Genomic DNA, 20,652 nt, shown 5'->3' with positions numbered 1-20,652 from the left:
TATAATTCTCCTTTGCAAAAAATAAGCACCTTTCAGCCGAAAGGTGCTATTAAGACTCATCTTTCGGTAAATACCGCAGGATTTGGCACCTTGCAAATGCAGGTTGCCGGACTTCACAGGGCCTGTTCCCTCAGTCGCTCTTGATAAGATAAATATTAACTTATTGTTTTAATTATATACCGTTATATCGACAAAAGTCAACAAGAAATAACAGGTATATTGTAAAATCGGATAATCAAACAAAAAAATTATGCGATTTCATCAACGGAACAACATTCTGTACAAGGTACGCTGTGTTTTACTCTGTCCTCAACCTCGGCACGCTTTGCATTGTTAAAGCGGTCTACCGTACCTACAAGATAGCCTGTGATTCTGCGGATTCTTTCAAACGGAACAGAATCGTAATCGTATTTAACATCAACATAGTCGCCGTCAACTGTGAGTTCAACATTCTTGATATATTTATCCGGATTTGCCTCTCTAAGCTGTGTTGTGTATGCCTCAATTTCCTTTTTGCTAAGCTTTCCGCCCTTTACATTTACTGTCATAAATATCCTTCCCTTTCGTAATTTCATAATCCTCTTTAATATATAATGTAACTTTTAATTCTTTAAAAGCATATATCTTGTAGAGTAAATCTATTATAGCACAACATCTTGTTGTATGCAATATTAAAATAGGAATTATTCGCACAAATAAAAGTAAGTATTTTTGTTTATTTTTACAGTTGACAAATATATAAAAGCAAAGAGGACAAAAGTTTTGCCCTCAAATAACAATTTTTATTAGTTTAATTTCCCGATTTGTAATTGTATATGAATATTTTAGCACAAAATTTTTTATTTCAAGCAAATAAGGCGATGCTTCCACCGCCTTATATATTTATTCGAGCACCAATAAAACTCTGTCTATGTTGTTACCGAAAAGTCCTGCGTAGCCGTCCTGACCGTTTGAAGTTTGGTCATCGTGCTGCCAGTCAAAATATTCTTTGCTTATTGCCGAAACTTTATATTTTGCAACAAGATATTTGTTAAGACTTTCAGCAATATTCTGCGGTGTGGTGTAATACACTCTGATTGCGTCAATTTTACTGCCGTTGCCCGCATAACCGTTTTCTAAATCGTCAATGTCATATCCGCTGACTTTCGGCAGCCACCCGCTTTTAGTGTGAACCTGATACCACACCTTGCCTTCACTTACTTTTATTGCAATATCCGTAATTGCTTTGCCTTTTAAACCTGCGTAATCTTCAAGATTTTTTACTTCGGGCAGCCAAACACCGTCACAGCGCACTCTGTAGAAAATATCCGGTTTGGTTATTTTTCCTTTGTCTTTATCGTCCTCTTTTTTGCTGTTGAAAACGCTTTCGTTAAATATGATGTTCGTATCAATATTTTTGCCGTAACCGCTTACTCTGCCTGTTGAACTGTTCTGCCATATATCACAGTTTAATTCATTTACGGAGTTATATTGTGCAAGCCAGATACTGTACTTTTTCTTTAATTTATCGTAATCGAGATAATTATTAAACCAATTCAGATTAGCATATACACCTGCTCTGTAGTTACTTTTCTTGATCGTTTCGCAAAAGCGTTCCGCAATTTCTGTAAGTTTTGCTTTGCCGAGTTTAGTTTGTGAATTATCTTCCAAATCATAATAAATCGGCATATCAAGAGATTTGTTATTAATGCATTCAAGGCAAGCCTTTGCCTCTTTTTCTGCATCGCCGACGCTGTCTGCGTAACTGTACCAGTACACACCAATCATCATATTTTCGCTTTTTGCGTTTTTGTAATGACTTTCAAACATACTGTCTTTCTGACTTGATTCTCTGCCGTAGCCTGCTCTTATAATGACAGCTTTTATACCGTCGTTTTTCATTTTGTTAAAATTAATGCCTTGCTGAAATTCTGAAATATCAACACAGCTTATTTTTGCCATAAAATCATCCTTTCAAATTGATAAAGTTTACTTTAGTATAATATTAAAAATAATACCAAAAGTTAAACTTTTCATTTACAGTGCTTAAAGTGCAAAAATTGCAGAAATTAGGCTAATTTTATTGTAAAAAATTTTATTTTGTGCTAATATTACCTTATAAAATGAAATCGGAGGTATTATGGATGGAATTATCAAAAGTAACGGAAACTCGAAGAAGCGTAAGAGAATACATAAATAAACCTGTCGAAACAGAAAAGTTAAGAGAGATGATTGCGGCGGCTCAACTTGCACCGTCATGGAAAAACTCGCAGGTATCACGCTACTATGTGGTAACAGGCGAAAAACTTGCAGATGTTAAGAATGCATTGTCGCCTTACAATCAGAAAAATGTTGCAGACGCTCCCGCACTTATTGTTACCGCAATTGTGCTTAATCGTTCCGGATACGAAAAGGACGGTACACCGACAAATGAACTCGGCAACGGTTGGGGATTTTACGACTGCGGTTTGCAGAGTATGAATCTTTTGCTTAAGGCAACAGAACTTGGACTTTCAACTCTTGTAATGGGTATAAGAGATAACGAAAAAATCAAGGAAGTTTTGAATATTCCCGAAACCGAGGCGGTAGTAAGCGTAATCGGAGTAGGCTACAGCAATGCAGAGCCTGCAATGCCAAAGCGTAAGGCTATTGAGGATATTGCAAAGTTCTTTTAATTTAATATAGCAAAGCGTAAAGTAAAAACCTGTACAGCAGTTGCCGTACAGGTTTTTTTGTTATGGTTTTACAGTTGTTTTACAGTTTTAAATAAATTTAACTGCTGTGCCGTAAGCAAGCACTTCAGCAGCCTGCTGCATAACAGAAGCTGATGTGTAACGAACGCATACAATAGCGTCCGCACCCATTCTTGCAGCCATATCAATCATACGCTGAGTGGCAATATCTCTTGCCTTGTTCATCATTTCAGTGTATGATTTAAGCTCGCCGCCAACCATAGTCTTAAAGCTCTGTCCCATATCGCTGAACATATGCTTCGACTGAATTGTGTTGCCTTGCACAAGACCGAGTGTGGCAAGGTTTCTGCCTGAAATTGTTTCTGTAGTAGTAAGTATCATAATTTTTCTCCTCAATTAAATATCTATTTCCTCAAGGTCGCTTTCGCTAACTTTGCGAAGTTCTTTTTTGCTTAAAATATCGTAAATTACAGGAACAATATAAAGAGTCATAATTGTTGCGTACAGCAAACCGCCGATACATACAATAGCGATAGGCTGCATAATCTCTGAACCTGTGCCTATACCGAGTGCCATTGTTGAAAGTCCGAGAACGGTTGTGATTGCCGTAATAAGGATAGGCCTCATTCTTGTTTTGCCTGCCTCTACAATTGCCTCTCGTCTTTCTTTGCCCTCAAGTCTTAGGTTGTTGATGTAGTCAACAAGTACGATACCGTTGTTTACGATAATACCGCAGAGCATTACAAAACCGAGCAATGCCACAACGCTGACATCAAAACCTGTAATAAGCAATCCGAGAAATCCTCCCGTAAATGCAAGAGGAATTGTAAACATTATGATAAACGGTGACTTAAGGCTCTGGAATTGAGCAACCATAATAAGGTAAATAAGAATTACGCCTAAAAGCATCATAAGCAGCATTTGATTTACAGCTTCCATTGTGCTCTCGTTTGAACCCGAGTATTCAATACTGCAGCCGTCAGGAAGTTTATAATCATCAAATAAAGCTTTTGCCTTGTTTGAAACATCGGTGTTTGTATAACCGTCTTTTAAAGTACCGCTGACTTTAATATAACGCTTTTGGTCACTTCTTGTGATTGAATTCATTGATTCGGAATCTGAAATCTCGGCAACTTCGGAGAGTTTTGTGGTCTTTTCGTTGCCTTCTTTGTCTGTATAAGTGAGTTTAATATCCTTGATATTGTTCTTTGTAACATCACTGTTTTCGTCTTTGATTACAACCACATCAAGGTCTTTGCCGCTGTTTGTAAGGGTAGAAGATGTGGTTTCCGAGGTGATTGCGGCGGCAATCTGCTGATATACCTGTGCAACCGTAAGTGACTTTTTGGCAGCCTTTGTTTTATCGACAGTTACCTTGATTTCGCCCGAAGTAGCGCCGATGCCGTTATCGGTTTCGTCAATACCGTCAACCGCAGCAAGTTTTTCCGCCATATCTTTTGCGGTATTCTGCAAAGTTTTGAGGTCGTCACCGTAAAGCTTGATTGACACACCGTCATTACCGAGCATAGCTGACATTGAGCTTGAAGAAGAACTGCCGCTTACAACCACATCTCCGTCAATACTTTGAAGTTCTGCTTCAATTTCTTTGCTGATACTTTCGCTGTTCTTTACTTTGTCGTCTTTGAATACTGCATATGCCATAACAGAACCTTTGTCTGCATCGGAAGAAGATACAGAGCCTGTAAGTCCCATAAGGCTTGTTGTTGAACCTGTCATAACACCAACAGTTTCAAATTCGTCATACTCAGAAAGAGTGTCGAGTAGGTTTTGTGCGGCGTCAATGGTATCATCCATAGTAGCCGAGTCGTCAAGGCTGACTGTTACGGAAAGCTCCGTGCTTGCCATATTCGGCATAAAACTGAAGCCTCTTGCCACAGCACCGAACATACTGCCAAAGAGAAGTACAACTGCAACGATAAGTGCGATTGCTCTGTGCTTTAATACAAAACGAATAGATTTTTCGTAGCCGCCGAGCATTTTATCAAACATTCCGTGCTTAACAGGTTTAACCTTTCTTAGCATACGCTGACCCATAGCAGGCACAAGCGTAAGGGCAACAATAAGGCTTGCAAGCAGGGAATAGGTGATAGTAAGCGCCATATCCATAAATATCTGACGGGTAAGACCCTCTATGAATACGATAGGGAAGAATACGCAAATTGTTGTAAGTGTAGACGATGCAATTGCGCCCGCAACCTGTTTAGCACCGTTTAAAGCGGCTTTTACAGGCGGCACACCCAAATTGCGCAGTCGGTATATATTTTCAATTACTACAACCGAGTTGTCAACAAGCATACCTACGCCGATTGCAAGTCCCGACAGCGAAATCATATTGAGAGTAACACCGCTGAAATACATCAGCACAAGTGCAAAAATAACGCTGATAGGAATTGAAAGTGCAACAATGAGGGTTGGTTTAATATCTCTTAAGAAAAGGTACAGAATTATAATTGCAAGTACAGCACCCATAAGAAGATTCTGTAAAACGCTGTTTATAATAATATCTATGTAGTCGCCCTGGTCCATAAGAGTTGTAAAGTGCAGACCTTCGTTTTCCTGTGTAAGAGAGTTGAGCTTTTTGGCTATATTTTCGGAAACAGTAGCGGTTGCGGCATCACTCTGCTTTGAAAAGCTGAATACAACGCCGGAGTTTCCGTTAATCTTTGTGAATACCTCGTCCGAATCGTCAGCTATAAATACATCTGCAACATCGCTTAGTTTTACAACGCCGATACCGTCAATTCCCGTGTCAAAAAGAGCAAGCGACTGCATTTCTTTGTCACCGTCTATTTTGTCGCCGACACGCACAAGATATTTAATATTTTCGTCATCACTTACATATCCTGCAGGCATTGAGAAATTTTGTGCCGTAAGAATATTTGAAACATTGCTTATTGTAACAGTGTTTGTCATATCGGCGGCTTTTTTGGCTTTATCTTTTTGGTCGGAGAGTTCATCACTTGCGGATTTTAATTCTTCTTGAGCAGAATTAAGCTGGGTTAATGCACTGTTTACTTCACTTTGTTTTGTGTTTAGCGCAGAAAGTCCGCCCGAAAGCTGATATGCCGCAAGAGATTGCTGTTTTTCTATCTCTGAAAGTGCCTGATTTACAGATACGGTATTGTTGTCAAGACCTTTTACAGCGGCTGCAATTTGTGTAATACCGCCGTCTACTTGAGATATTTTATCCGCAATTTCCGCTATTGTATCATCAAGTTTTTCCTCTGTGGTGTCAAGTCCTTTTAATGCCTCAACTGTTTGAGTTATTGCTTTATCTACATTTGTAAGAGCATTTTTTGCATTATTAAGTCTTTCTTCAAGCTCTTCTTTCGGAAAACCGTATTTATCAAGTTCTTCATCTATTTTAGCAAGGATTGCTCTTACCTGTGCAAGCTGCTCGTCTGTAAGATCGGGGTTTGCAAGTTTGCTAAGCGCATCTTTGTAGTCGTTGTATATTTTTTCAAAAGCTTCTATCTGTTGTGTAAGCTGTGCTTTTTCGTCCTGCAAACTGTCAAGTTTTTCTTTTATCTGTGTTAATGTTTGGTAGGCGATTGTCAAAGTTTGCTTGGTTGCAGTAAGCGACTGCTGTTGGTCAAGCAACTGCATTTTTGCATTCAAAATTTCAGTGTAACCGCTTTGTGCCTTACCTTGGGCGTCAGCAAGCTGTTTTGCAACTTCTTCCTGTCGAGAATTTAAGTCGTTTATTGACTGCTCAATGGTATCACTGCCTTGCTCCGCTTTAGAAATATTGTCCTGCAATTCTTTCTTTGCATCGGAAATTTTCTTTTCCGCATCGCCAAATTTGTCATTGAGAGCGTCATTGATTTTTGCGTTGAGAGCGTCAATCTTGGTTTGCGAAATAATAACATTTTCCTTTTGAGTTACAATACCTTTTGTAGATACAGAGGCTACACCGTCAATTCCCTCAAGCTGATTTTTCAGTTCGTTGTTTACATAGTCGGAAATTTGCACTGTATCGTAACCGTCGTAATCAACCGCAACCATAGCTACAGGCATCATATTAGGGTTAATTTTCATAAGGTACGGACTGCCTACACCGTCAGGCCATGCATCTTTGATAGTGTCAAGATTGCCTCTCATATCAACGGTAGCGGTGTCCATATTTGTACCGTCCTCAAACTCAAGTGTCAATATTGAATAGTTGTCAGATGAGGTGGAGGTGATGGTTTTTACGCCGTCAATGGTTGAGAGTGACTGTTCAAGAGGTTTTGTTACCACCGATTCAACTGTTTCCGGAGTTTGTCCCGGATAGGTTGTAAGGATTATTGCATACGGAAAATCCATATTAGGCAGTAAGTCAGGCGTCATTTTAAATACCGACACTATACCCAATACAATTACCACAATAACCGCCACAAAAATTGTCATCGGCTTTTTTACACTTAGTTTTGGCAGCATATCATTCCTCTTTCATTGATTATTTCGATTATTACATAAAATTACTGTTTAATAAATTATTTATTACCTAATATCACTTGACTGCGCCTTGTTTGATTATGTCGATTTTTTTGATAAGGCGTTCACGCACTTCTTCACGGTCACTGCCTGCGACAAAAACATCGAAAATTGCATTTTTAAGCACTTGTGTAAGAATTTCTATGAGGCATTTAACGCTTTCGTTATCCTGAAATTTCAGATTTTGTCTGTCCACCATAGTGTAAATCTCGTTGTTGGTGAGTGCCATATTAAAGCGATTTTTCAGATATTCGCTCACAAGGTCATCGTTTGCCTTAAAGCTGTCAACAATATTTCTCATAATTTTCATTGTTTGCTTTTGACTGCTGTAATCGCCGAAATAATCAAACATTTTAATGTACATAACAAAAAGGTCGCCGCATGAAAGTTTTAAAATTTCTTTGGCTTTGTTGCTTGATTCTTCAAACATAGTTTTAGTGATAATTTCTATCAAATCTACCTTGTCGTCAAAATACTGATAAAAACTGCCTCGGGAAATTTCAGCGGTCTTTATAATTCTGTTTATAGAAACCTTTTCGTTAGGTCGTTCCATAAATTCTTTTATGACAGCGTCGGTAATACGCTTTCTTTTTTCGTATGGAAGATTGTAAAATGTTTTTTTAATCATACCTATTACCTCCTGATATGACAGGTTATCATATTTGCTATAATTTTAGCATTATATAAATCCTTAGTCAATAAAGGTAACACAAATGTTATGTGAAGTTTTTGTGTACAAACTACTTAATAATGTCAGCACATTTTCCTTTTGTGAATTCAATTAAAGTTTGAGGGTCAAGGTCAATCTGATAACCGATTTTTCCCGCACTTACAATAATGTTCGGATTGTTAAGGCAGCTTTCGTGGAAAACGGTAGGGTATTGCTTTTTCATTCCGATAGGTGAGCAGCCTCCTCGAATGTAGCCTGTTACTTTTAAAATATCTTTTACATGAATCATCTCAACGGATTTTTCGCCAACTGATTTTGCGGCTTTTTTAAGGTCGAGTTCCGCCGCAACGGGAACAACAAATACAAAGTAGCTGCCGCTTACGCCTTTTGTGACAAGCGTTTTGAATACACATTCGGGATTTTGCCCCAAAAGTTTGGCAACGCTTATGCCGTCAACAGCGTCTTTTCCGTGCGGATATTCGTGTGCTGCATAATCTATTTTTGCTTTTTCGAGAATACGCATTACATTAGTTTTAAATTCTGACATAACAGCCTCCAAATTACAAATATATAATAATGATTATAATGTTTAATAATATACACATATAATTTTATTGTGGAAATTTGTGTATGTCAAGTATTGTTATAAATTAGATATAAAACTGTGTTTTTGCTCAAAATTTTAAAAATATTGATAGATATATATTGACTTAATCACTGCAATAAAGTACAATAGATTAAAAATAAATTGTATATTTTTCGTTTTTTCGCATTTATTGGGTATGTTTAATTGATAATTGCCACAGCACAAGGCTTTGGCTTAAAGAATTTTGCGGTATATATAAAGAAAATTACGGAAGGATGATTGGCAATGCTGACTAAAAGCGAAGAAGAGATTATGAATTTATTATGGGAGGTGGGCGAGCCTCTGGCAAGTTCTGAGATTGTAAGCAAATCTGTAAACAGAACATGGCGCAAAAGTTACATTAACCTTTTAATCAATTCATTGCTTAACAAGCAAATGATTGAGGTTGTGGGTGTAAAACAGATGACAAAGAATTATGCCCGCACTTTTCAGCCTACAATGTCAAAGTACGCTTATTCCGTAAAGCGGATTTTTTCTCAAAAAGGTTTTAAAGAAGAGAATATTCCCGACCTTTTTGCCGAGATAATCGCAAATACGGAAAATCCTCAAATTCTTGAAAAAATGCAAAGTCAGCTTGACGAAAGAAAGCGAGAACTTGCATCGGATAAGAATAACCGTGACAGTTACAGCGCATAATTAAAAAGTAAAAATTATTATTACAATTGCCGCTTCAGAGCGGCTTTTGTATTATAGATTTATAGATTATCGGGTATAAAAATTACAGCCATCAAACTTATTTTAGTCTGATGGCTGTTTGCCCTTTGATGTTAAAGTCTTACAGGAATATTTTTTTCGTTAAGATATTTTTTTAATGTGGGAATCGGAATTTCGCCGAAATGGAAGAGAGAGGCGGCAAGCACTGCGTCTGCTTTGCCCTCTGTGAATGCGTCATAGAAATGCTCAAGAGCGCCTGCGCCGCCGCTGGCGATTACGGGAATTGAAACTTTTTCCGAGATTGCTCTTGTAAGTGCGATGTCATAGCCTTTTTTCTGTCCGTCCTCGTCCATACTTGTAAGCAGAATTTCGCCTGCGCCGAGCTGTTCACATTTTACAGCCCATTCAACCGCGTCAAGGCCTACAGGAGTTCTTCCGCCATTCACATAAACTTCCCAACCGTTTTCTTTTCGCTTTGCGTCAATGGCGGCAACTACGCACTGACTGCCGAATTTATAAGCCGCCTCGCTGATAAGTTCAGGTCGATGAACGGCAGCGGAATTAACGGAAACTTTGTCTGCGCCTGCTCTTAAAAGTAAATTGAAATCGTCAACACTTCTTATACCGCCGCCTACGGTGAACGGAATGAAAATTGAATTTGCTACTTTTTCAACCATATCAATTGTAATATTTCTTGAATCGCTTGAAGCTGTAATGTCGAGAAATACAAGCTCGTCTGCGCCTTCTTTATCGTATTGCTTTGCACATTCCACGGGGTCGCCCGCATCTACAAGATTAACAAAGCTCATACCTTTTACAACTCTGCCGTTTTTTACATCAAGGCAGGGTATAATTCTTTTTGCATACATATCTTTTCTCCTTACTTTCCGTTTACCATATCGGCAAAGTTTTTAAGAATTTTTAATCCGACTTCACCGCTTTTTTCGGGGTGGAATTGCGTTGCGGAAACATTTTCCCATTCGATTGCCGCATCAATTTGAACTCCGTAGTTTGTCCTTGCGGCAACAATTTCAGGGTTCTTTGCCGTTAAAAAGTATGAGTGAACAAAATATACATAGGCATTGTCTTCTATACCTTTAAAAATGCCGTCCTTTTTTACAATATCAAGACTGTTCCAACCTATGTGCGGTATCTTTAAGCCTGTATTGGCAGGAATTTTTGTTATGCTGCCGTCAAAAACAGATAAACCTTTTTTATTAGGGCTTTCTTCGCTTTCGGGAAAAAGCAACTGCAATCCAAGGCAAATACCTAAGAAATGCTTTTTTGTCTTTATAAAATCAAGTACGGTGTCTTTAATGCCGTAGCTTTCCATGGTGTCCATTGTATCTCCGAATGAGCCTACGCCCGGCAAAACGGCACCGTCTGCCTTTAAAATCATATCTTTATCTCTTGTAACAACACAGTCACAGCCGATATATTTCAAAGCCTTGTTTACGCTCTGAATATTTCCTGCGCCGTAGTCAATTATAGCAATCATAATCTGTCCTCCCGATTACATTTCAGCATAGTAGTATATTAGCATATTTGCTCGTTTTTTGCAAGAAAAACAGTGCGATAATTCATTATTTCAAAAAATAAAAAATTAACCCGTTTTTCGGTTGAATTAAAATAACTTGTGTGCTACAATTAAATATGTATGTAAAATTAAGAAAAATCCTGCGTTTGCAGGTTGCTCATAATTACAGAATTTTTAAAAGAAGGTTATTTGATGATCACTCATTTATTGACAAGAATAGATTTGAGTATGCACTCGCTTTCAAAAGGTCAAAAGCGAATTGCACTTTATATAGAGGAGCATTATGACAAAGCGGCTTTTATGACTGCCTCAAAGCTCGGCGAAACCGTCGGCGTTTCGGAAAGTACGGTTGTAAGATTTGCCACAGAGCTTGGTTATGACGGCTACCCAAAGCTGCAGAAAGCCATGCAGGAAATGATAAGGGATAAGCTCACTTCTGTTCAGCGAATTGAGGTTACTTCAAGCAGAATCGGCAATGACGATGTTTTAAACAGCGTGCTGAATCAGGATATTGATAAAATCCGCAGAACCATTGAAGAAACCTCGCACGAGGATTTTGAAAGGGCTGTAGACAAAATCTGCAATGCCGACAGAATCTATATTTTCGGTGTTCGTTCAACTGCCGCAATCGCAAGTTTTCTCGGCTACTATTTTGAACTTATTTTCGATAATGTAAGAGTAATCGACTCTACAAGCCATACAACAACATATGAGAGAATTTTCAGAATGACCGACAAAGATGTTATGATAGGAATTTCATTCCCACGATACAGCACAATGGCTGTTGACGCTATGAACTATGCCCGTTCGCAGGGTGCGCACGCTATAGCAATTACCGACAGTATGGTGTCGCCGCTTGTTAAATCGGCAGACTCCGTACTTATTGCAAGAAGTGATATGGCGTCAATAGTCGATTCGCTTGTAGCCCCGTTAAGCCTTATAAATGCGCTTATTGTTGCGACTGTTCTTAAAAAGAAAGACGAAGTATCCGAAAACTTCCGCAGACTTGAAACCGTATGGAACAGAGAGGGAGTTTACGCAAGCGGAGAGAAGGACGAGGAAGAAAAGACGGAAGCGGGAAAGAAGAATGGAAAGTAAAAAGGTAGTTGTGGTCGGCGCAGGTGCGGCGGGTCTTATGGCTGCATCGGCAGCGGCAATGTACGGCGCAAGCGTAACATTAATAGAAAAAAACAAGCGTGTCGGCAGAAAAATTATGATTACGGGCAAAGGCAGATGTAATGTTTGCAATAACTGCGATGTCGAAACTTTTATAAGAAATGTTCCTACAAACGGAAAATTTCTTTATTCGGCAATCAACAAATTAACTCCCGAAGATACTGTTGCGTTCTTTGAGGGACTTGGACTTTCTCTTAAAACAGAGCGTGGCAACAGGGTTTTTCCGCAGTCCGACAAAGCTGTTGATGTGGTTGATACATTGTATAACTATGTAAAAAACTGCGGCTGTAAAATTGTGGAAGACACCGCCGAAGAACTTTTGCTTGAAAACGGTGAGGCAGTCGGAGTTAAGTGTAAGAACAAAACATATTATGCGGACAGTGTGATTATATGCTGCGGCGGTAAAAGCTATCCTCTCACAGGTTCTACAGGTGACGGATACACTCTCGCAAAGCAGGCGGGACATACAATAGTACCGCTAAAACCGTCGCTTGTTCCGCTCGAAAGCAAAAATCTCGACTGTAAATCAATGCAGGGCCTTGCACTTAAAAATGTGGGTCTTAAGATTGTTGATACACAGAGCGGTAAAACGGTTTACGATGATTTCGGAGAAATGCTTTTTACCCATTTCGGAATGAGCGGCCCTATGGTACTCTCCGCAAGCTCACATATCCGTGATATTTCGGACGGCAGATACAATGCCGTAATTGACATAAAACCTGCACTTTCTTATGAGCAGCTTGAAAAACGCTTACAGCGTGATTTTGACGAAAATCATAATAAAGATGTTTCTAATTCATTTACTAAGCTGCTGCCTAAAAAACTTGTTGTACCTGTTTTAAAGCGTTGGGGTATACCTTTTGATAAAAAATGCAATTCTGTTACTAAGGAAGAACGCAGAACTCTTTGCGAACTTTTAAAGGCTTTTACCGTAGAAATCAGCGGTTTTCGTCCTATTGAAGAGGCGATTATTACTTCGGGCGGCGTAAAAACCACTGAAATTAATCCGAAAACTATGGAAAGCCGACTTGTAAAAGGACTTTACTTTGCAGGCGAAGTAATAGATTGCGATGCCTATACGGGCGGCTTTAACTTACAGATAGCATGGAGTACAGGTAATCTTGCAGGCGAAAGCGCCGCTTATTAAGAAAGGAAGAATAAAATGTCTGTTGCAATAGCACTTGACGGCCCTGCCGGCGCAGGAAAATCCACAATAGCAAAAAGAGTTGCAAAGGCTCTTGACTATATATATGTTGATACAGGCGCACTTTACCGCACAATCGGACTTAGCGCCATGAGAAGAAATATCGAGCCTGTTGAGTCAAAAGAAGTGAGCGATATGCTTAAAGAAATTAAGGTTGAGCTTGCTTTTAACGATAATTCAGAGCAAATTGTATTGCTTGACGGCGAAGATGTTTCGTCACTTATCAGAACACCCGAAGTATCTATGACAGCGTCAAAAATTTCAGCAATTCCCGAAGTAAGAGCGTATTTGCTTGATTTGCAGAGAGATATGGCAAAGAAAAATAATGTGATTATGGACGGCAGGGATATCGGTACGGTTGTTCTTCCCGATGCAAAAGTAAAAATCTTTCTTACCGCATCTCCCGAGGCAAGAGCCGAAAGACGATACAAAGAACTTTTGGAAAAGGGAATGACTGTAAGTTACAACGATGTTCTTAAAGATGTAAACGAGCGTGATTACAATGACTCTCACCGCAAAACCGCTCCGCTCAAACCTGCAGAAGGCTGTGTGATTGTAGATACTACAGAACTTGATTTTGAACAGTCGGTAGATAAAATAATTTCCGTTATAAAGGAGAATGCTTGATGGGACAGTCAAAGGTGCTTTACAGAGTGGGTCAGGCGGTTTGCCGTCCGATTATGAAAGTGTTTTACAGATATAAATTTATAAATAACAACTCTATTCCGCATGAAGGAGCATATATAATTGCAAGCAATCATATGTCGTTTTCTGACCCTGTGCTTTTAGGTCTCGGTCAAAGGCGCAGACTTTTCTTTATGGCAAAGCAGGAACTTTTTAAAAACAAGTTTTTTGCAGGATTAATCCGTGCACTCGGTGCGTTTCCCGTTGAGCGTGGCGCAGGTGACGGCAAAGCTATAAAAACAGGTGAAGACCTCATAAAAGAGGGCAATGTAATGACTATCTTTATTGAGGGAGGCAGAACAAAGACAGGCGAATTTATGCGTCCGAGAAGCGGCTGCGCACTTGTTGCTCAACAAATGCAGGTGCCGGTTATTCCTGCGTGCATCACAATTACGGGTAACCCGAAGTACCGCTTTGCAAAGAGAGTAATTCATTTTGGCGATCCGCTTACTCCGCAGCAGCTCGGACTTACACCCGACGGCGACAGACGACAGCTTAAAAATGCCACAAATATGATTATGGACGAAATCAAGAAGATGAGGGAGCAGGACAGAAAATGAGCATAACCGTTGCAAAATCTGCCGGCTTTTGCTTTGGCGTAAACAGAGCAATAAATATTGTGAACAGTTTGCTTGACAAGAATGTAAAAGTATCTACTCTCGGACCTATCATTCATAATATGGAAGTCGTAAACGAACTTGAAAGCCGTGGCTGTAAAGCGGTTGATAATATTGACGAGGTAGAAAAAGACGCTACTCTTGTTATCCGTTCTCACGGTGTTCCAAAATATGTTATTGACAAATTAGATGAAAATGGTGTAAAATATGAAGATGCAACATGTCCTTTTGTCAAGAAGATTCACAACATAGTTGCAAATCCCGACAACAAGGACGGCATAGTTTTAATCGCAGGCAACAGCGTTCACCCCGAGGTTGAGGGCATTATAGGTCATTGCAGCACCGAATGTCACACCTTTAAAAACAGTGAAGAAATTGACGAGATTTACAATATTGTTCTAAAAAAGAATAATAAACAGGTTTTTGTTGTCGCACAGACCACATTTGACACAAAAGAATGGAAAAAGTGTGTAAAAAAGATTAAAAAACTATGTACAAATGCAAAAATATTTGATACAATATGTAATGCAACGTCAGTTAGACAGACCGAAGCTGACTTACTTGCGGCTCAATCCGATTTTATGGTAGTAATAGGCGACAGGCACAGCTCAAACACGGGCAAGCTTTTTGATATATGCAAAAGGCAGTGCGATAACACAGTTCTTATTGAAACAGCGGATGAGCTTGATGCTTTACAAGTCAGCGTTGCTGAAAAAATTGGCGTTACTGCCGGTGCATCTACTCCGGCAAGGATAATAAAGGAGGTACTGGATACAATGAGTGAAATTAAATCCGGTGTAACAAATGGTGAAGAATCTTTTGAGGCATTGCTTGAGGAATCCCTCAAAAACTTAAATACAAATGAGAGGGTAATGGGTACAGTGCTCAGCATTGCGCCTAACGAGGTTCAGGTTGATGTCGGCAGAAAGCAGACAGGCTTTATTCCTGCCAGTGAGCTTTCTAACGATCCTAACGCTAAGCCGGAGGATATCGTAAAGGTTGGCGACAAGATCGAGCTTCTTATTATGAAGACAAATGATCAGGAAGGCACAATTATGCTTTCTAAGCGCAGAGTAGACGCAGCTAAGGGCTGGGAAATTCTTGAGTCTAAGGTTGACTCACAGGAAGTTCTTACAGGTAAGGTTACAGAGGCTGTTAAGGGCGGTGTAATCGTTATCTACAACGATGTAAGAGTATTTATTCCTGCTTCGCAGGCAACTGCTACTCGTGACGAGAGCCTTGAGGATCTCGTAGGTAAAGAAGTACAGTTCAGACTTATTGAGGTTTCACAGCGTGGCAGAAGAAAGAGAGCTATCGGCTCAATCAGAAGCGTACTTAAGGAGCAGAGAGCTGCTCAGCGTGAGGAGTTCTGGAAGAACTGCGAAATTGGTAAGAAGTACACAGGTGTTGTTAAGTCACTTACAAGCTACGGTGCATTTGTTGACCTTGGCGGTGTATTTGGTATGATCCACATTTCAGAGCTTTCTTGGACACACATTAAGCACCCAAGTGAGGTTGTAAATGTTGGCGATACTGTAGAAGTATATGTAAAGGACATCAACGAGGAAACAAAGAAGATTTCTCTCGGCTTTAAGAACGCTGACGAGAATCCATGGGAGATCCTCAAGAACCAGTATCCGGTGGGCACAGTTGTTAAGGCTACAATCGTTGGTCTTACATCATTCGGTGCTTTTGCAAACATCATCCCGGGTATTGACGGTCTTATCCACATTTCTCAGATTGCTAACAAGAGAATTGAAAAGCCCGCTGATGTACTTTCAGTTGGCGAAACAGTAGAAGCTAAGATTACTGCTATTGACTTCGACAAGAAGCGTGTAAGCCTTTCAATGCGTGCACTCCTTCCTGAGGACGAGCAGGCTCCTGCTGAGGCTACTGAAGAGGTTGCTGAATAATTTGTTATTAAACAGGGCATTCCATTATAGGGATGCCCTTTTGTTCTATTTTATATAATAAACCGCAAAAGGAGCGATAAAAAATGACTCCAAAAGAAGAATTTATTGAGATTTATACAAAGTACATAACACGCAACGGTGCAGAAGAATTACTTGAATGGCTCAAGCGCACAGACTTTTTTACTGCTCCTGCAAGTACGAAATATCATTGTGCTTGCGAGGGCGGACTTGTAATGCACTCTGTCAGCGTGTTTAATACAATGATGGAAAAGCATTATGACGAAGAAACCGATAATATTGAAAGTTTTGCAATATGCGGACTTCTGCACGATTTATGCAAGGCGCAGTTTTACAAGGTTTCGTCAAGAAATGTAAAAAACGAGCAGACAGGCGTATGGGAAAAAGTGCCTTATTATGCAATTGACGACCAATTCCCGTACGGTCACGGCGAAAAATCGGTTTTTCTTATTGAGCGCAAAATGCACTTAAAGATTGATGAGGCAATGGCAATCCGTTGGCATATGGGAGAGTTTGGTGATAAAAACAGCAATTCAATTTCTCTTGCATACGAGCGTTATCCGCTTGCCGTAAAGCTCCACCTTGCAGACCTTGAATCAACATATTTGAAAGAAAAGGGCACTTCGGCCGTAAACAAGTAATTTTCATTTTTGCTTTATTTTTGGCATATAACACCGCTTGTTTTATGGAATGTTAAATAAGGATGATTTTATGGATATAATTTTGGCAGAACAAAGAATAAAAGAGCTCACAAAGACGATTGAGTATCACAATAATCGTTATTATAATCTCGATAATCCCGAAATTTCAGACTATGAGTACGATATGCTTTTGCGTGAGCTTGAAAACCTTGAAAACGATTTTCCTACACTCAAGTCACCGCTTTCGCCGACAAATAAAGTAGGCGGCGAGCGTGGAGAAAAATTCTCTCCCGTAACTCACACAGTGCCGATGGAAAGTTTGCACGACAGCTTTTCTCACTCGGAATTGTTTGATTTTGACAGAAGAGTGCGTGAGGTTGCTCCGAATGTAAAATATGTTGTTGAGCCAAAATTTGACGGTCTTTCCGTATCTTGCGAGTATCGCAACGGTGTATTTGTTCGAGGTTCGACAAGAGGTGACGGAACAGTCGGTGAAGATGTTACGGATAATCTTATGACAATCCGTTCACTTCCGAAAAAGATTGAAAATGCGCCTGCATTTTTAGAGGTGCGTGGTGAAGTTTATATGTCTTTTGACAGCTTTAACGAACTTGTCAAGGAACAGGAAGATAACGAAGAAAAGCCGTTTAAAAATCCGAGAAATGCCGCCGCAGGCTCATTAAGGCAAAAAAATTCTAAGATTACCGCAAAGCGCAAACTTGATATTTTTGTATTTAATATCCAACAAATCGAGGGCGTTGAAATTACAAGTCATCATCAGGGTTTGGATTACCTTACCGAGCTTGGATTTCCGACTGCGTTTTATAATATTTTCGAGGATATGCAAGAGGCTGTTGAAGAAATTGAGCGTATAGGAAATATGCGAGGTACATTTGATTATGCGATTGACGGTGCGGTTGTAAAGGTTGATGATTTTGCAACAAGAGAATTATTGGGCAGTACCGCAAAATATCCGAAATGGGCGGAGGCATATAAATATCCGCCCGAAGAAAAGGCGACAAAATTGCTTGAAGTTGAAATAAATGTCGGCAGAACAGGCGTGCTTACTCCTGTCGGAATTTTTGAACCTGTATTTCTTGCGGGTACGACAGTAAGCCGTGCAACGCTCCACAACAAAGATTTTATAGATGAAAAAGGTATTTGCGTAGGTGATACGGTAATTATCCGTAAAGCCGGAGAGATTATTCCGGAGGTTCTTTCTGTAAAAGAACACGGCGAAAATGCGGTGCCTTTTGAGTTTCCGAAACTTTGTCCGTCCTGTCACACTCCTGTTGTGCGTGACGAAAATGAGGCTGCTATTCGCTGTACAAACACCGATTGCCCTGCCCAGCTTATGCGACACCTTATCCATTTTGTAGGCAGAGATGCTATGGATATTGACGGCCTCGGACCTGCTGTGCTTGAACAGCTTGTGAATGAGGGACTGATAAAATCTCCTGCCGACCTTTACAGATTAACGGTTGACAGCATAACCGCCCTTGACAGAAAAGCCGAAAAATCTGCGCAAAATCTTATTAATTCAATTGAAAAATCAAAACACAATGAATTATATCGCCTTGTTTTTGCACTTGGCATCAGAAATATAGGTCTTAAAGCCGCAAAACTTTTATGCGAAAATTTTGCGAATATTGATGACCTTATGAATGCAAAAACAGAGGATATTTCCGCAATAGAGGGCTTTGGCCTGATTATGGCGGAAAGCGTAGTGAATTATTTTTCTGCCGAAAGCACAAAAAATCTGATTGACGAACTGAAAGAACTCGGACTTGAAATGAAACCGTCCGAACAGAAGAAAAAGGGCGGAATTCTTGAGGGCAAAACCTTTGTTCTTACAGGCACTCTGCCGACTATGAAAAGAAGTGAGGCAGGCAAACTGATTGAGCAGAACGGCGGAAAAACAAGCTCTTCCGTATCTAAAAAAACCGACTATGTGCTTGCGGGCGAAGACGCCGGAAGTAAACTGACAAAAGCACAGCAACTCGGTATTGCAATTATTTCGGAAGAAGAATTATTAAATATGCTTGCTGAATGAATTTAATAAGAAATGCGCTAACCTAAAAATAAATTAACTATAGCTATTATCACGGGGACTGCACTGTCCGCAAAATATATGACTATAACACAAAGGACTATCTTACATAAGTAGGATAGTTTTTTGTTTTTGCTTACAATCTATCATTCAAAAAATATTTAAACCTTGTTCTTTTTATGTGCTTGTCTGCATACATATTAACAAAGCCAAGGAAAGGACGATAAAAATGACAAGTCTTAATAATGAGGGCAGGTTTGTACTTGCCATACGCTCGCTAAGTCAGAATATTTATCAGAGAATTTTACCGCTGTCGCAAAAATTCTGCGATACTGCGCAGGAAATAAGATTGCGTGTAAACAGACCTGTAGCGGTTGTTTGCCCGGATACTACATATTTTCTTACGGAAAAGGGCGGGCTTACCAACACTATACTTGACGGCTCAATGCTCACAGTCAGCCGTGGCGACCTTACGGATACTTTTCACAACATTTGCAATTACTCGGTATATTCAAAACAAAGTGAAATTATAAACGGCTTTGTTTCAATGCACGGCGGTCACAGAGCGGGTATCTGCGGTACGGCAATTTGTGAGGGTGACAAGGTAATAAATATCCGTGATATTTCGTCAATTAACATCAGAATTGCAAGAGAGCATAAAGAGTGTTCAAGAGCTGTTATTGACACTCTTAATCCCGACTTTGGCGGCGTGCTTATTTGCGGTGCGCCATGCACGGGCAAAACCACGCTCTTAAGGGATATGGCAAGAATACTCTCGACCGAATACGGCAAGAGAATTTCTTTGATTGACGAAAGGGGAGAACTTGCGGGCACTTCCTCGGGTATCCTGCAAAATGACATCGGACTTTGTGATGTGTTTGACCTTTACGATAAGCCGAGCGGAATTATTCAGGCTATACGCAGTATGTCGCCCGATATTATTGTTTGCGACGAAATCGGTACGCAGAGAGATATTGACGCTGTGGAATATTCCGTGAATTCGGGTGTATCTTTTATTTCTACCTTGCATTGTTCAAGCGTTGACGAACTTAGAAGAAAAGATAATATCCGTAAACTCGTTTCCTGCGGCGGCTTTAAAACCCTTGTTTTCCTTGATAACAGAGCGTCTGCCGGCAGAGTGAGCAAGATTATGAGAGTCGGTGATGTATTTGGTAATTAAAATTATCGGCTGTATCTTGCTTGTGAGCGCAACAACTCTTATGGGATTTAAAAAAGCCCAACGGCTGTACAAACGCAGAGATTTTATAAATGACTTTTTGGTTTTCCTTGATACTCTTGCGACAAATATTCGCTACAGTACAGATGAACTTTCGATTATTTTTTCCAAAAGCGAAGACAGATTCGGAAAAGCAATATACGGTGCGTACGAAAAATACGACGGTACATTTTTTAAAAAATGGAAAAATGCGGTAGCGGATATTTCCGACGGTTACGCTTTAAAGCACGAGGATAAACAGCTTTTATGCTCATTCGGAGAAAAACTCGGCATAACCGATGTAGAGGGACAGCTCAAACATATTGAGCTTTACAAAGGGCTTGCGAACGCTCATCTTGATGACAGTAAAAATGAAATAAAACAAAAATCACGGCTTTACAAAACTATGGGATTTTTTGTCGGCACGGCAGCCGCACTTGTTATAATCTGAAAGGAT

General features: G+C 39.8%; 19 protein-coding genes and 1 riboswitch. Of the genes, 11 read left to right on the top strand and 8 right to left on the bottom strand.

The annotated features are described in order from the left end of the window. Positions 1-53 precede the first annotated feature (53 nt). A riboswitch (SAM riboswitch) is annotated at positions 54-150 on the bottom strand. A 98-nt stretch (positions 151-248) separates the two neighbouring features. Both nrdD and AAAY30_RS01020 read right to left on the bottom strand, forming a co-directional pair. Then, the gene (gene nrdD, locus AAAY30_RS01025; protein ID WP_022235485.1) at positions 249-548 is read right to left on the bottom strand and encodes an anaerobic ribonucleoside-triphosphate reductase; all 300 of its coding nucleotides are present in this window, start codon (positions 546-548) and stop codon (positions 249-251) included. A 334-nt stretch (positions 549-882) separates the two neighbouring features. After that, positions 883-1,941 (bottom strand): glycoside hydrolase family 25 protein, encoded by a 1,059-nt coding sequence (locus AAAY30_RS01020; RefSeq protein WP_412287499.1) that lies wholly within the window; start codon positions 1,939-1,941, stop codon positions 883-885. Between the two features lie 182 nt (positions 1,942-2,123). On the opposite strand from AAAY30_RS01020, the gene AAAY30_RS01015 reads away from it, so the two are divergent. Further along, a complete protein-coding gene (locus tag AAAY30_RS01015) occupies positions 2,124-2,654 on the top strand; it encodes a nitroreductase family protein (protein ID WP_294655755.1) in 531 nt (176 codons plus the stop codon). An 87-nt stretch (positions 2,655-2,741) separates the two neighbouring features. Here the strand turns inward: AAAY30_RS01015 and AAAY30_RS01010 are convergent, their stop codons facing one another. The 4 genes from AAAY30_RS01010 to ybaK form a co-directional block, all read right to left on the bottom strand. Next, positions 2,742-3,053, bottom strand: coding sequence for a YbjQ family protein (locus tag AAAY30_RS01010; protein ID WP_022235488.1), 312 nt, complete (start codon positions 3,051-3,053; stop codon positions 2,742-2,744). 15 nt (positions 3,054-3,068) lie between these two features. Then, positions 3,069-7,112, bottom strand: coding sequence for an efflux RND transporter permease subunit (locus tag AAAY30_RS01005; protein ID WP_499215657.1), 4,044 nt, complete (start codon positions 7,110-7,112; stop codon positions 3,069-3,071). A gap of 73 nt (positions 7,113-7,185) precedes the next feature. After that, on the bottom strand, positions 7,186-7,797 hold the full coding sequence (locus tag AAAY30_RS01000; protein WP_022235490.1) for a TetR/AcrR family transcriptional regulator: 612 nt from the start codon (positions 7,795-7,797) through the stop codon (positions 7,186-7,188). Positions 7,798-7,909: 112 nt separating this feature from the next. Then, positions 7,910-8,386 (bottom strand): Cys-tRNA(Pro) deacylase, encoded by a 477-nt coding sequence (gene ybaK, locus AAAY30_RS00995; RefSeq protein ID WP_022235491.1) that lies wholly within the window; start codon positions 8,384-8,386, stop codon positions 7,910-7,912. A 324-nt stretch (positions 8,387-8,710) separates the two neighbouring features. On the opposite strand from ybaK, the gene AAAY30_RS00990 reads away from it, so the two are divergent. Further along, entirely contained in the window at positions 8,711-9,121 is a 411-nt protein-coding gene (locus AAAY30_RS00990) for a BlaI/MecI/CopY family transcriptional regulator (protein ID WP_022235492.1), read from the top strand. A gap of 131 nt (positions 9,122-9,252) precedes the next feature. Here AAAY30_RS00990 and hisF read toward each other — a convergent pair whose 3' ends face one another. Both hisF and hisH read right to left on the bottom strand, forming a co-directional pair. After that, positions 9,253-10,008, bottom strand: coding sequence for an imidazole glycerol phosphate synthase subunit HisF (gene hisF, locus AAAY30_RS00985; protein WP_022235493.1), 756 nt, complete (start codon positions 10,006-10,008; stop codon positions 9,253-9,255). An 11-nt stretch (positions 10,009-10,019) separates the two neighbouring features. Next, the gene (gene hisH, locus AAAY30_RS00980; protein WP_499215658.1) at positions 10,020-10,637 is read right to left on the bottom strand and encodes an imidazole glycerol phosphate synthase subunit HisH; all 618 of its coding nucleotides are present in this window, start codon (positions 10,635-10,637) and stop codon (positions 10,020-10,022) included. A 231-nt stretch (positions 10,638-10,868) separates the two neighbouring features. Between hisH and AAAY30_RS00975 the strand changes: the two genes are divergently transcribed. The 9 genes from AAAY30_RS00975 to AAAY30_RS00935 all read left to right on the top strand — a co-directional run bounded on the left by AAAY30_RS00975 (position 10,869) and on the right by AAAY30_RS00935 (position 20,646). Then, complete coding sequence (locus AAAY30_RS00975; protein WP_294383862.1) at positions 10,869-11,774, top strand: MurR/RpiR family transcriptional regulator; 906 nt, start codon at positions 10,869-10,871, stop codon at positions 11,772-11,774. Beyond that, a complete protein-coding gene (locus tag AAAY30_RS00970) occupies positions 11,683-12,999 on the top strand; it encodes a BaiN/RdsA family NAD(P)/FAD-dependent oxidoreductase (RefSeq protein WP_375792793.1) in 1,317 nt (438 codons plus the stop codon). The genes AAAY30_RS00975 and AAAY30_RS00970 overlap by 92 nt, the downstream gene beginning before the upstream one ends. 15 nt (positions 13,000-13,014) lie before the next feature. After that, positions 13,015-13,683: a (d)CMP kinase gene (gene cmk, locus AAAY30_RS00965; RefSeq protein ID WP_499215659.1), complete on the top strand. Its 669-nt coding sequence runs from the start codon at positions 13,015-13,017 to the stop codon at positions 13,681-13,683. Further along, positions 13,683-14,300, top strand: a complete 618-nt coding sequence (locus AAAY30_RS00960; protein WP_022235498.1) for a lysophospholipid acyltransferase family protein — start codon at positions 13,683-13,685, stop codon at positions 14,298-14,300. Before cmk ends, AAAY30_RS00960 begins: the two co-directional genes overlap by 1 nt. After that, positions 14,297-16,270, top strand: a complete 1,974-nt coding sequence (locus AAAY30_RS00955; RefSeq protein WP_296151340.1) for a bifunctional 4-hydroxy-3-methylbut-2-enyl diphosphate reductase/30S ribosomal protein S1 — start codon at positions 14,297-14,299, stop codon at positions 16,268-16,270. The genes AAAY30_RS00960 and AAAY30_RS00955 overlap by 4 nt, the downstream gene beginning before the upstream one ends. An 83-nt stretch (positions 16,271-16,353) precedes the next feature. Then, positions 16,354-16,929: a hypothetical protein gene (locus AAAY30_RS00950; protein ID WP_022235500.1), complete on the top strand. Its 576-nt coding sequence runs from the start codon at positions 16,354-16,356 to the stop codon at positions 16,927-16,929. 70 nt (positions 16,930-16,999) lie between these two features. Then, positions 17,000-18,982, top strand: coding sequence for an NAD-dependent DNA ligase LigA (gene ligA, locus AAAY30_RS00945; RefSeq protein ID WP_499215660.1), 1,983 nt, complete (start codon positions 17,000-17,002; stop codon positions 18,980-18,982). A 226-nt stretch (positions 18,983-19,208) separates the two neighbouring features. Further along, complete coding sequence (locus AAAY30_RS00940) at positions 19,209-20,159, top strand: ATPase, T2SS/T4P/T4SS family (protein WP_195410042.1); 951 nt, start codon at positions 19,209-19,211, stop codon at positions 20,157-20,159. Beyond that, positions 20,149-20,646 (top strand): stage III sporulation protein AB, encoded by a 498-nt coding sequence (locus AAAY30_RS00935; protein ID WP_252559875.1) that lies wholly within the window; start codon positions 20,149-20,151, stop codon positions 20,644-20,646. Before AAAY30_RS00940 ends, AAAY30_RS00935 begins: the two co-directional genes overlap by 11 nt. Positions 20,647-20,652: the final 6 nt, after the last annotated feature.

The organism is Ruminococcoides bili (assembly GCF_040093295.1).
Classification (GTDB): domain Bacteria; phylum Bacillota; class Clostridia; order Oscillospirales; family Acutalibacteraceae; genus Ruminococcoides; species Ruminococcoides intestinale_A.
This window is presented reverse-complemented; position numbering and strand designations above follow the sequence as displayed.

Excerpts from the sequence above, each read along its gene's own strand:
- nrdD (WP_022235485.1), bottom strand. The coding sequence starts at position 548 with ATGACAGTAAATGTAAAGGGCGGAAAGCTTAGCAAAAAGGAAATTGAG.
- AAAY30_RS01020 (WP_412287499.1), bottom strand. The coding sequence starts at position 1,941 with ATGGCAAAAATAAGCTGTGTTGATATTTCAGAATTTCAGCAAGGCATT.
- AAAY30_RS01015 (WP_294655755.1), top strand. The coding sequence starts at position 2,124 with ATGGAATTATCAAAAGTAACGGAAACTCGAAGAAGCGTAAGAGAATAC.
- AAAY30_RS01010 (WP_022235488.1), bottom strand. The coding sequence starts at position 3,053 with ATGATACTTACTACTACAGAAACAATTTCAGGCAGAAACCTTGCCACA.
- AAAY30_RS01005 (WP_499215657.1), bottom strand. The coding sequence starts at position 7,112 with ATGCTGCCAAAACTAAGTGTAAAAAAGCCGATGACAATTTTTGTGGCG.
- AAAY30_RS01000 (WP_022235490.1), bottom strand. The coding sequence starts at position 7,797 with ATGATTAAAAAAACATTTTACAATCTTCCATACGAAAAAAGAAAGCGT.
- ybaK (WP_022235491.1), bottom strand. The coding sequence starts at position 8,386 with ATGTCAGAATTTAAAACTAATGTAATGCGTATTCTCGAAAAAGCAAAA.
- AAAY30_RS00990 (WP_022235492.1), top strand. The coding sequence starts at position 8,711 with ATGCTGACTAAAAGCGAAGAAGAGATTATGAATTTATTATGGGAGGTG.
- hisF (WP_022235493.1), bottom strand. The coding sequence starts at position 10,008 with ATGTATGCAAAAAGAATTATACCCTGCCTTGATGTAAAAAACGGCAGA.
- hisH (WP_499215658.1), bottom strand. The coding sequence starts at position 10,637 with ATGATTGCTATAATTGACTACGGCGCAGGAAATATTCAGAGCGTAAAC.
- AAAY30_RS00975 (WP_294383862.1), top strand. The coding sequence starts at position 10,869 with ATGATCACTCATTTATTGACAAGAATAGATTTGAGTATGCACTCGCTT.
- cmk (WP_499215659.1), top strand. The coding sequence starts at position 13,015 with ATGTCTGTTGCAATAGCACTTGACGGCCCTGCCGGCGCAGGAAAATCC.
- AAAY30_RS00960 (WP_022235498.1), top strand. The coding sequence starts at position 13,683 with ATGGGACAGTCAAAGGTGCTTTACAGAGTGGGTCAGGCGGTTTGCCGT.
- AAAY30_RS00955 (WP_296151340.1), top strand. The coding sequence starts at position 14,297 with ATGAGCATAACCGTTGCAAAATCTGCCGGCTTTTGCTTTGGCGTAAAC.
- AAAY30_RS00950 (WP_022235500.1), top strand. The coding sequence starts at position 16,354 with ATGACTCCAAAAGAAGAATTTATTGAGATTTATACAAAGTACATAACA.
- ligA (WP_499215660.1), top strand. The coding sequence starts at position 17,000 with ATGGATATAATTTTGGCAGAACAAAGAATAAAAGAGCTCACAAAGACG.
- AAAY30_RS00940 (WP_195410042.1), top strand. The coding sequence starts at position 19,209 with ATGACAAGTCTTAATAATGAGGGCAGGTTTGTACTTGCCATACGCTCG.